6 protein-coding genes are annotated in these 10,965 nt (G+C 77.1%); 1 reads left to right on the plus strand and 5 read right to left on the minus strand.

All coding sequences use genetic code 11. The features are described 5' to 3' along the window. Positions 1 to 5: 5 nt before the first annotated feature. On the minus strand, positions 6 to 3,623 hold the full coding sequence (locus tag IF45_RS31885; RefSeq protein ID WP_051720660.1) for a CHAT domain-containing protein: 3,618 nt from the start codon (positions 3,621 to 3,623) through the stop codon (positions 6 to 8). 92 nt (positions 3,624 to 3,715) lie between these two features. Here IF45_RS31885 and IF45_RS0101990 point away from each other — a divergent pair, with 92 nt between their 5' ends. Continuing rightward, positions 3,716 to 4,693 (plus strand): coiled-coil domain-containing protein, encoded by a 978-nt coding sequence (locus IF45_RS0101990; protein ID WP_030305107.1) that lies wholly within the window; start codon positions 3,716 to 3,718, stop codon positions 4,691 to 4,693. Positions 4,694 to 4,712: 19 nt separating this feature from the next. On the opposite strand, the gene IF45_RS0101995 is transcribed toward IF45_RS0101990, so the two are convergent. Genes IF45_RS0101995 through IF45_RS0102010 form a run of 4 tightly spaced genes read right to left on the minus strand, consistent with a single transcriptional unit; the run spans position 4,713 to position 10,958 of the window. Next, positions 4,713 to 7,343 (minus strand): AAA family ATPase, encoded by a 2,631-nt coding sequence (locus tag IF45_RS0101995; protein ID WP_030305109.1) that lies wholly within the window; start codon positions 7,341 to 7,343, stop codon positions 4,713 to 4,715. Next, on the minus strand, positions 7,340 to 8,719 hold the full coding sequence (locus IF45_RS0102000; RefSeq protein ID WP_030305111.1) for a coiled-coil domain-containing protein: 1,380 nt from the start codon (positions 8,717 to 8,719) through the stop codon (positions 7,340 to 7,342). The genes IF45_RS0101995 and IF45_RS0102000 overlap by 4 nt, the downstream gene beginning before the upstream one ends. Beyond that, the gene (locus IF45_RS0102005; RefSeq protein WP_030305113.1) at positions 8,716 to 9,396 is read right to left on the minus strand and encodes a 4Fe-4S single cluster domain-containing protein; all 681 of its coding nucleotides are present in this window, start codon (positions 9,394 to 9,396) and stop codon (positions 8,716 to 8,718) included. The genes IF45_RS0102000 and IF45_RS0102005 overlap by 4 nt, the downstream gene beginning before the upstream one ends. After that, entirely contained in the window at positions 9,393 to 10,958 is a 1,566-nt protein-coding gene (locus IF45_RS0102010; RefSeq protein WP_030305115.1) for a vWA domain-containing protein, read from the minus strand. The genes IF45_RS0102005 and IF45_RS0102010 overlap by 4 nt, the downstream gene beginning before the upstream one ends. Positions 10,959 to 10,965: the final 7 nt, after the last annotated feature.

Consider the following 10,965-nt stretch of genomic DNA (forward strand, 5'->3'; position numbering starts at 1 on the left):
CCCGGTCAAGCGAGGCTGATCGGGCGACCGGGCGCCGGGTTGCCCTGGTGGGTGAAGGCCGCCCAGTGGCAGAGCTGGTGCAGGTCGGGCCGGGCGGCCTCGGCGCGCAGGGGGCCGGTGAGGGTGGGCGGGGGCTCGCGGTGCGGGTCGAGCATCCAGAGCTGGGTGGCGCGCAGGGCGTCGGGCGGGGCGAGGCGTCCGTCGGTGAGGTGGTGGTGGAGGACGGCCGTCAGCGCGGAGGTGGGCCCGTCGCGGACCGCCCAGCGTGAACCGACGACATCGGCGGCGCCGGCCGCGACCAGGGCGGTGGCCAGGGTCAGCGCCTCGTCGTGGTGTCCCCCGCTCAGGTCGGTCTCACAGGCGCTGAGGACGACCAGGGGCCCCGCCGGGCCGGGCCGCTGGTCGGCGGAGGCGTCGAGGATGCCCGCGACGGTGAGCCGCCCGGCCCCGGCCGGGGCACCGGGCGGGACCGCGAGCCGCAGGGCCGACTCGGTGGGCCGGGACGCGGCGACGGCGTGGCAGGACAGGTGGACGAGGGAGGCGCGGACCGTGCCGCCGGGCAGGGCGGCGAGGACGTCCTCGGGGGTGCCGGCCGCGTCCCGCTCGCCGTCGGCGGTAAGGAACTCGCCGTACCGGAGCGCTTCGGGGTAGCAGGTGGCGCGCAGGGTGGCCGTCTCCAGTTCCGCCCAGGGCAGGGAGAGTTCGGGGTCGGCGAGGAGGACCTGCGGCCCGGCGGCGAGGGGGAGGCGGCGCCGGGCGGCGGCTGCCAGGAACTGGGCGCCGGAGGAGGCGTGGCTGAGGACCGCTTCGTGGACGGCGTACCGGGGCCCGGGGCCGCCGGGGGGCGCCGGGAGACGGGCGGCGTGCCAGGGGACGACGCCGAGGGGGCCGCACGGGACGAGGACGACACGGAGCGGCCGTGCCGGGTCGCCGCCGTCCGGCCGCATCTGGCGGACGGCGGCGAGGAGCGGGGCCATCACCGCCTCCCCGGCCCAGTCGTACAGCTCGGTGAGGGCCGACTGCCAGCGGGCTTCGCAGGCGGCCGCCGCCTGCCGGCCGGGGCGCGGACCGGTGAGGAGACGGGAGCGTTCGGCGGCCGCCTCCAGATACCGGTCGAGTGCTGCGCTGCCCGGGCGGAAGAGGCCGGGCAGGGCGAGCGCGACGGGCTCGGCGCAGGGGGTCACGATCAGCGCGCGGCCGGGGAAGTCACGGGCGGGCGTCGGCACTCCGGCCATGAGGTAGACCAGCGCGTCGGTGCCGGTGGCGGCGAGCCCGGCGGAGAGTTCCTCCACCGTCGCGCCGCCGAGGAGCCGTGGGGCGCCCGGACCCTGCGGGTCTCCCCGCCGGACTCCGAGGGCGGCCAGGGCCTGGCGGCGCAGGCCGCTGGGGACGGGCGGGGCGTCGTCGGCGGTGCGGGCCCGCCACTGCCGGGCGAGGGCGGGATGTCCGGCGGCGTCGAGCAGGGCGGGGATGCCCCGTGCGGCGGAGGCGGAGCGGAGCACCAGGGCCCGGCCCCGCTCCAGGTCCCGCACGGCCTCCGCGGGGCGCCCGGCGCGGAAGGCGATGGAGGCGAGGCGCGAGGAGAGCACGGTCCCCTGGAGGGCCGCCGACAGGCCGTGGCCCGCGCCCTCCTGGAGCAGGACGTCGGCGGCCAGTTCACCGAGCGCCTCGCGGAGGACCGCCACGCACGCCTCCAGGTCGGCGCGGGTGCCGGGGGCGCCGGGCGTGGCGGCACGCCTGGCGTGGGCCTCCGCCAGCTTCGTCAAAACCTCCACGCGGCGGGCCTGGCCGTGTCCCCGGGCGATCAGCCGGCGGACCCGGGTCAGTTCGCCGATGGCCTCGTCCAGCTGTGCGGCGGAGCCCGTCCCGCGTACCACCTCGAACATCAGCCGGAGGCCGAGGGCGCCCCGGCGGTCGTACTCCTGGTCGCGGTACTGGTGGGGTTCGGCGAGCGCGGCGCGGAGTTCGGCGAGCGGGAGCCGGAAGATCTCGGCCTCGTCCGGTGGCGGGGCGGCGTGGAACGACTCCGGCTGCCGCCCGTCCTGCCCGGCCGGCGCCACGAGTTCCTCCACCGCGGCCAGCCGCTTCTCCAGCCGCCCGCGCCACTCGCTCTCCGGGGGCAGGGCGCCGTGCCGGCTCCGCAGTTCGGCGTGGAGCCGTGGCAGGTGCGCGTGGTCCTCGGTGCGCCGGGCGTGGTCCAGTTCGCAGTCGGCGGCGGAGAGCGTGAGGGTGAGGGCGAACGGGGCGTCGGGCGGCACCGAGCCGTCCCGGTCCAGCCCGGCGCGCAGTTCCCGCAGCCCGGCCAGGGCGGCATCCGCGTCGTGGAAGTTGCCGCCGTAATGGGCGGCCTGCTCCAGGACGCGGACCAGGTCGGCCTGGAGAGCGACGGCCCACCAGGAGCCCGCGGGGCTCGCCTCGACGCCCTCCCTGAGGAGCCCGGCGGCGTCGTCCAGGTAACCGGGGTCGCCGGTGCGCAGGGCGAGGAGCACGTCGCGGCCCGCGACCACGCGCCGCTCGCGCAGGCCGGTGTGCGCGACGAAGTCCCGCAGATGGCTGTCGAGATACGGCAGGAGGCCGGGGTCGGTCTCCGTGGCGACCGGCCACTGGGCGAGGCGGGTGGCGCGGTCGCCGTCCGGCGGCGGCGTGGGCCGTTCCACGTCGCTGTAGTCGGCGGGCTCGCCGGTCAGTGTCTCCCAGTCCGCCAGCAGGTAGGCGTGGAGCCGCGCCACCCTGGCCCGGTGCGGCGTGTCCGGCGGCAGCGCGCGCAGGCTCGCCAGCGCCAGGCCGGCGGCGCGGCGGACGCCCTCGGCGCCGGCCGCGGGCATCGCGCCGCCCGCCTGCTCCAGCAGCCGGGTCTCCCGGGCGCTGAAGGAGCCGCTGGGATCGCCGTGCCACCCGGAGGTCAACGCCGTACCGAGCCAGAGGAGGGTCCGGGTGAACCGGGCCGTGCCGGAGGTGTCGGCCAGCTCCACCAGGCCGCGCACCGCGTCCAGGAGCCGGTCGGCGGCGCTCGGGTCCGCTCCGTCCGTGCGGTGCGGCGCGGCGGTCTCGGCCCGCTTCCGCGAGCCGGCGGCGAGCATCCGCTCGATGTCCTCCAGGTTGCTCTCGCACTGCCGGCGGAACTCCTCGCCGGCCGGGGTCCTGATCAGGCGGCCGGTCACCTCGCCGGCCTCGGTGAGGTCGCGGCGGAGGGCATCGGTGAGCACCTCGCCGTCGGCCGCGCGGAGCAGGGCGTGCTGGAGGGCGGTCCGGGTGCCGTCCGGGCGGGGCAGGGCCCAGGGCACGAGCAGGAAGACGCACATCATGCGGGCCTGGGCCGGCAGTCCGGGAGTGAGGGGGGCGTGGCGGTCGATCCGGCGCAGCCGTCCGAGCGCCGCGGCGCGCTCCGCCGGGTCGAGCCGGCCGCCCTGGTACCGCAGGTGGCAGCGGGTGCCGAGGAGAAGGGCCAGGTGGACGCCGACCTCGGCGGCTTCCTCACCCACGCTCGTCAACTCCTCCTCCGCCGCCGTGAGTCGCCGGACGAGTGCGTCCAGCCGCGCCTCGTCGCACCAGTCCTCGCCCGCCATCAGCCGGATCGCGGCCTGGACCGCCTCCGCGCCCCGTTCCCGTGGTCCGTCCGTCATCGTCTCCCCCTCCTCGGCCCCGCTCCCGGCGCTACCCTGACGGTCCATACGGCCCGGAGCCGCCGGTCCGCCGAGTATGCCGAGGAGGGGCCGTGGCGAGTGGGGCCGGGCAGCGGATCGCGGAGGCGCTGGCGGAGACCGGGAGGGACGACCGGGAGACGGCGCTGCTGGTCCTGGAGCTGGCGGTGGGCTGGGCCGCGGGCGCGCTCGTGGGCGGTACGCCGGAGAGCGGCGACGACGGGGCCGAGGCCCTGGCCGTGCTGTCGGCGCTGGACGACGCGCTGGCCGAGGTTCCCGCGCTCGCCGGGGCGCTGCCCGTACTGCTGGAGTCGGCGCGGGCGGGCGGGCAGTTGCGCCGGAGCGCCGAGGAGCTGACGGCCGGACTCGCCGCGCTGGCGGAGCGGGTGACCGTCGAGCGCGAGCGGCTGGACGGGCTGCGGGCGGGCGAGGCCGCACTGCGGGCCCGTGTCGCCGAGCACGAGGAGCTGCGCCGCGAGGCGGCCGAGCTGGAGCGCCTGACGCGGCTCGCGGCACAGGCGGAGGCGCTGGGGGCGCAACGCGCCGAGATCGGCGCCCACCTGGACGCGCTGCGCGCCCAGGACCCCGAGGCGGCGGACCGCGCCCTGCGCACCGACGCCGAGTCGCTGCTGCGGCTCACCGGGGAGCAGCTCGCTCTCCTCGCCCCCCGGACCCGCGAGGCCCTGGAGGAGGTGGCCGCCACCCAGCGGGAGCTGGCCGACACCGAGCAGCGGCTGCGCGAGAGCGAGCGCGAACTCGACGCACTGCACAGCAAGTTGACGGAGGTCCGGACGGCTTACGAGCCGTCGTTCGGCGCGCTGGCGCGTCATGCCCGGGCCGACCGTGAGCTGGCCGCAGCCCTGCGGGAGGCCGCGGACGCCGGGGGCGAGGAGGCGGACGGGGGCCTGACCCTGGCGGAGGTCGCGGCGCTGACCGCCACGGTCGAGCGGCGGCTCGCCGACGCGGACCGCGTCCTGAGCCGCGCCCTCGCGGAGCGGAGCGGCCCGGAGGCCGACGGCGCGAAGAAGATCACCGGCAGCCCGGCCGCCTGAGCGGGGACCGGCCCGGGGGTCACCGCTCACCCGGCCGCCCCGACGGTGCCCGGACGCCTCCGGTCTCCAGCTCCTCCGGTACGTCCTCGGGCAGGAGCTCCGGCCCCCTGTCCCCCTCGGCCCAGCGGGCGCCCTTGAGCCCCTCCATGGCCTCCAGCAGGCGCCGTACGTCGCGGGCGTTGCCGAAGGCGGTGGGGCGGGCCCGGCGGGTCTCCTCCAGGAGCCGGCGGGCGCGTTCCTCGGTCCCGGGGGCGAGGACGTAGCCGTCGGCGGTGGCCGAGCGGCGCAGGATCTCGCCGAGGTCCTCCGGGGAGAACGCGGGGAACGGCACCGTGAGGGTGAACCGCGAGCGCAGTCCCGCGTTGGAGTCGAGCAGCCGCTCCAGGTCGGCGGGGTACCCGGCCGCGACGACGACGAGACGGCCGCGCCGGCTCTCCATCTCCCGGAGCAGGGCCTCCACCGCCTCCTTGCCGAAGCCGGCGCCGCTTCCGCCCGCGTCGGCGACCAGGCTGTACGCCTCGTCGATGAAAAGCACGCCGTCCATGGCCTGTTCGCACGCGCCCACCACCTTGGGCGCGGTCTGCCCGAGGTACTCGCCGACGAGGTCGACGCGGGTCACCTCCACGACGTGCCCGCCGCGCAGCAGGCCGAGGGAGCGGAAAAGTGCGCCGACCAGCCGCGCGACGGTGGTCTTCCCCGTCCCGGGCGGCCCGGTGAACAGCAGGTGCGGCGGGTCGAAGTTCCCCGCCCCCCGCTCCTGGCGCATCCGCAGCCGCCAGGCGAGGGCGGTGAGCGCCGCGCGGGCCGGTGCGAGGCCGACGTAGGCGTCGAGGCCCGCGAGGAGTTCGGCGGGGTCCGGGGCGGGGCGGGGAAGGTGACCGCGGTAGGTCTCCGGGATGTCCTCGCCGGTGACGGGCTCGTCCACCTCCGGCCCGATCCGTACCGACCAGCGGGAGCGGACCGCGTCGGCGAGGGTGCGCATCTCCCGGACGTTGCCGAAGGTCGCGCTCCGGGTGCGGTGCAGGTTCTCCACGATCTGCCGCAGCTCCTCCGCCACCTCGGCGCCGGCGGTCATGCCACGCTGGGCCAGGCGGTTCATGAGGATGGTGTGCAGGGTGCCGGGGTCGTGGTCGGGGAACGGGACGACGTTGGTGACGGGAAAGCGGCTGCGGAGCCCGGGGTTGGCGTCCAGGAACTCCTCCATCTTGCCCGGGTATCCGGCCACGACGACGACGAGGCGGTCCCGGTCGTCCTCCATGCGCTTGAGCAGTGTCTCGATCGCCTGGTCCCCGAAGCCTTCCCGCTGGTCGCTCAGCCCGTACGCCTCGTCGATGAAGAGCACGCCGTCCAGGGCCCGGTCGATGACGGCGGCCGTCCGTTGCGCGGTCTGCCCCACGAATCCGGCGATGAGGTCGCCCGGTCCGGCCTCCACGCAGTGGCCCCGGGTCAGCACGCCCGCGTCCCGGTACATCTCGCCGAGGAGGCGGGCCACGGTGGTCTTGCCGGTCCCGGGGTTGCCGGTGAACACGAGGTGCCGTGAGGGTGGTTCGCCTTCGGAGGGGCGGCCCCGGGCGCGCAGGGCGGCCTCCGTCTCCATCTCGGCGCGCAGCCCCTCGAAGCGGCGGACGAGTGCTTCCGTGCCGGGCATGGCGGCCAGCCGCTCCCAGGGGGTGCGTTCCTCGGCGGCGGCCGCGCCCAGCCAGGGGCGGACCGTCTCGCGATCCAACCGCGCTCCTTTCGCGTGAAGTTGATGAAGACGGGACCGCCACACCCGGGCGGTCTCGGGCTGCCCGGCCATGGCGCGGACCACCCGGTCCAGGTCGCGCCAGGCGACCCGCAGCCCCTTGCGCAGCCGGGCCGCGTGCACCAGCCGTTCCAGTTCCCGCTCGCCGGGGAGGCCGACGCGGTGGGTGCCGCCGCGGGCGGGCTCGTCGCGGCGTTCGGTGACGAAGGTCTCCAGGCCCGGGCAGCGTCCCAGTCCGGTGAGGAAGGCGGCCACCTCGTGCAGGGAGGTCCGGTTGAAGACGAGGACCCACTGGTTGCCCTCGACCCCGTCACAGGCCCAGGTGGCGAGGGCCTGGGCGAGTTGCCGCGACGCCTGGTTGTGCAGCAGGAACTCGTCCGCGTGCGGGAAGACCACGGCCGTACGGTGCCCGGTGCCGCGCAGGTACGCGGTGAGCGTCATCACGCCGAACGGGTCGGCCATGCCCGAGGCGCGGGCGGCCCCGGCGTCCGGGGCGGCGGGCCGCCCGGCTCCCGGGGCCGGCTCCGCCCTCAGGAGCCGTGTCGCGCCGAGCGGGCCGCGCAGCCCGGCATGGCGCATACGGGGCGGGCCCGCCCTGCCGTCCGTGCCCGGCGTACGGCGGACGGGCCGGCGGGACCGGCGCCAGGAGGCGTCGTCGCGGAAGTACACCGGGTCCTGCAAGGTGCTGAAGACGATCCGCTCGAACCCCGCCGCGCGCAGCATGTGCCAGAGCGCCTGCTCCATGGTGCGGACCTCGCCGGTGGCGTCGACGAAGACGTCGCCGACGCCGGGCCCGTAGAGGACGGTGAAGGGCTCGCCGGTGCGCACGGCGTCCGGGGGGAGCCGTTCGGTGCCGGGCGGCGGGGCGGCGGGGGCGGGGGTCTCCTTCGCCAGGGTCGCGTTCACGTGGTGGTACCGGCCGCCTCGTCCCGGCTCCCCCGGACGGAAGCGGGCGCGGGCAGGACCGTCTCCTCGACCGGTGCGGACGGCTCCAGGCCCATCGGCCCGCCCTCCTGCCGCAGGGCCTGGTACACCGCGTCGGCGCGGTCGCGGAGTTCGGCCTCGGCGGTGACGTCGTGGTCGGTGGTCTCCACGTGGATCACGCACTGGTCGGAGTCCGGGTGGGCCTGGGCGATACGGACCCTGATCTCGTTGCCGGTGGCCTCGTGGCGCAGCACGGCGTGGAAGTCTCCCCGCTCGTCCTCCCCCGCGTAGTGGCACTCCTCCTCCACCAGGTCGTAGAAGGCGACCTCGGCCAGGGTCTGGGCCACCACGTCGGCGAGGTTGACCCGTAGCTGGGAGGTGAGCTGGCGCAGCCCGGCCCGCTCCACCGTCTCGCCGAGGCGCCGCTCCAGCGCGGGTGCCTCCTCGTCGCGCAGGGCGAGCAGGGCGTCGGTGCCGGTCTGCGGGTCGCGGGCGCGGGTGAGGGCGGCGGCGGTGTCCTGCCGCACCTGGTCGTACTCACCGCCGGACCAGTGCGCGACGTCCAGGGAGTACCCGGTGACAGGGGTGCCGTCGGTGTCGACGACGGGCCGTCGCCGGTTCTCCTCCGCCAGCGCCTCCACCTGGACGAGGGCTTCCACCGCCTCCTTCCGGGCCAGGCAGCGGGCCAGTTCCCGCTGTTCGATGTCGACCCGCAGGTCGCTCAGTTCGTGGAAGGTCTCCTGCCCGAGGGCGAGCGCGGCGTCGAAGCGGTGCTCGGCCGCGTTTTGCCCGGCCGTCGCCAGGCGCTGGACCAGCCGGTCCAGGCGCCCGGGTGCGTACCGCTCGTGGGGCAGTTCGCGCTCGATGAGCCCGGCCATGGTGCGGGCGTCGGCGAGCCAGGTCTGCGCGGTCTCCTCGGCGCGGGCCCGGTCGGCCTTGACGGCGTCGATCTCCTGCGCGAGGCGGGCGGTCTCGGCCCGGCGTTCGGCGCGCTCGGCCGCGAGGGCCCGCTCGGCCTCGCGGCGCAGCCCGTCGAGGCGCTGCCGGGTCTGTTCCTCGATGCGGCCCGCCGTCTCGTGCAGCTCCTGGTGGAGGCGTTCGGCCTGTTCGCGGAGGCGGCGGCCGGTCTCGGCCTCGATGTGCCGGGTCCGGTCGCTGAGCTGCCGGACGGCTTCGTCCTGGCGGCGCTGCCGGGCGTCGACGCTGGCGAACGCCCGGTCGACGTCGGCCCTGGTCTGCGCCCGTACGTCGTCGAGCAGCCGGGGGACGTCCCGCTGGAGTCCCTGGAGCTGGCGCGCCCTGCGCTGGACGCGCCGCCACTGTGCCTCGTCGACCTGAATGGTCTTCCTGCCGCTCATGACCGTCCTTCCTGCTCCGGGACGCCCCCGGAGGTGTGGGGGTGCGCCGCCGTGTGCCGGGCGCGCACCGCGTCGACCGCCCGCGTGAAGGCGGCGGGGAAGCCTCGCGGCGGTACGCCGACGAGCAGGGCCTCGGGGCCGTCGACGGCGATCTCGACGTCCCGGGGGCGGCCCTCGAAGTCGTAGCCGCACTCGGCGAGGCGGCCGGTGAGGTGGTGGACGCGCTGGTTGCCGCTGCCGCGCAGGCCGCGCCCGTCGTCCAGGGCGGCGACGTAGGTGCCGTCGATCAGCACGTCGACGGCGTCGAGCAGGTCGGGCACGCCGGGTGCGGGCGGCCGGGTGCGCAGCCGCTCCAGGCGGTACCCGGTGAAGCAGACCACGGAGACGTCCCGCAGGAGCCGGGCCCGCCGGACCAGCCGGGCCAGTCCGGCGGCCTGACTCATCGGTTCGCCGCCGGAGAGGGTGAACCCGGTGACCCGGGGGTCGGCGAGCAGTTCGGCGGCGAGCCGGTCCGGGTCGGCCCGGCGTGCCGGGCGCTCGGGGATCCATTCGGGCGCGACGCAGCCGGCGCAGCGGAACGGGCAGCCCTGCACCCAGACCACGGACCGGACCCCGGGGCCGAGGGCGCGGGTGCCGACCCGGGTGGCGGCCACGTTGAGCGGCTGAGCCTCCGTCATCCGGACCCCTCGGGCGCGTGGCCGTCGGCCGGCGGGCCGTCCGGGCGGTGGGTGAACGCGAGCCCGCCGACGACGGCCTTGGCTCCCGGTGCGCAGGTCACCCGGTCGGGACGGCCCCCGGCGCCCTTCCTGGCGTAGTGGATCAGCAGGTCCACGCGGGGGCCCTCCGGGGTGCGGCGGCGGCGTCCGTGGACGGTGCCGCGTCCGCCCGCTGGCTGCTGGAACGCCACCCTCCGCCCGCTGAGGGCGATCCACCCCGGGGTGTCCGCCGCGAAGACCGGCGCGATGCCCAGCCCGCCGGAGAGGGACGGGCGGTGGACGCTCCGCCAGCGCAGCCAGCCGAGGGCCAGGGCGGCGGCGACCCCGAGCAGCAGCGCGGGGAGGAAGAGGACCGAGCCGGTCTCCGCGCGGGCGGTCAGCGGGCGGCCCCGCGCGGCGACCGTCCCGGGCGTCCTCAGCTCGACGTCGGGGGCGAGGGCCCGCTGCCACGGCGAGGCCACCTTGCCCGACACGCGCAGCGCGGCGGCGCCTTCCTCGGTCCGCCGGAAGGGCAGCCCGTCCCCGCCCACGCCGCCCGCCAGCCGCACGGTGTACGTCCGGGACTCGCCGGGGGCCAGGGTCAGGCGGTCGGGGACGCCGCTGACGCGGAGCGGGACGCCGTCGGTGGTGAGGCGGGTGCCGGTGACGGTCAGCGGGGTGTGCGCGGCGGCCGAGCGGAAGGTCACGGCGGCCTCGGCAGAGCCCGTGGTGAGGTCGCGGGTGCCGCCGGGCCGCCAGGACGCGGTGACGCCTTTGCCCCGGTCCTCGGCGAGCAGCCGGGCGGCCGACCGGGCCCGGGTGCTGTCCCCGGCCCGGCGGAGGTAGGCGCCGAGGTCCTGGATGCTGCCGGGGCGCAGCACCACGGTGTCCCGGACGACCTTGCCGAGCTGGCCGGCGCCGCTCGCTCCGGAGCCCAGCGGCAGGGCGTAGCCGGCGAGTCCGGCACGGGTACCGACGGCCTCGGCGCGCCGGTGCAGGGCGTCCCAGGGGGCGCCGGACGCCTTGGGGTAGGCGGTGGAGCGGGGCGGTTCGTGGCGCCCGTCGGTGAGCATGACCACGGAGGCGACGCTCGCGGCGTCGGACCGCTCCAGTTCGCGCAGGGCCAGGTCGAGGGCGGCGCCGATGTCGGTCCCGCCGTCCGGGTCCGGGGACTTGGGCAGGCGGCCGACGATCTTGCCGGGGTCGCCCGCCGAGCCGACGTAGCGGGCCTCGGGGCGGTCGTCGAAGGTGATGAGCGCGACGTGGTCGGAGCGGGAGAGCCCGCCGAGGAAGCCGCGCAGGGTGGACCGCACCGTGTCGTAGCGGCCCTTGGTGCGCATCGATCCGGAGGTGTCGACGAGGACGGCGTAGTCCACGGGCTGGTCGGCGACGCCGAGTTCCCGGTAGATCTCTTCCCGGCTCGGTCCTTCGGCGGCGGCCGCCGGAGCGGTGAGCACCGCCGTGGCGGCCAGCAGCACGGCTGCCACGGCCGCCCGGCGGCGCGGCGCGGTCGTGCCGCGCGGTGGCCTGGTGTGGGGCTTCACGGACGGT

It is taken from the genome of Streptomyces albidoflavus, from assembly GCF_000719955.1.
Classification (GTDB): domain Bacteria; phylum Actinomycetota; class Actinomycetes; order Streptomycetales; family Streptomycetaceae; genus Streptomyces; species Streptomyces albidoflavus.

Bases quoted from the DNA above. Each gene is read 5' to 3' on its own strand.
- IF45_RS31885 (WP_051720660.1), bottom strand. From the start codon at position 3,623: ATGACGGACGGACCACGGGAACGGGGCGCGGAGGCGGTCCAGGCCGCG.
- IF45_RS0102000 (WP_030305111.1), bottom strand. From the start codon at position 8,719: ATGAGCGGCAGGAAGACCATTCAGGTCGACGAGGCACAGTGGCGGCGC.
- IF45_RS0102005 (WP_030305113.1), bottom strand. From the start codon at position 9,396: ATGACGGAGGCTCAGCCGCTCAACGTGGCCGCCACCCGGGTCGGCACC.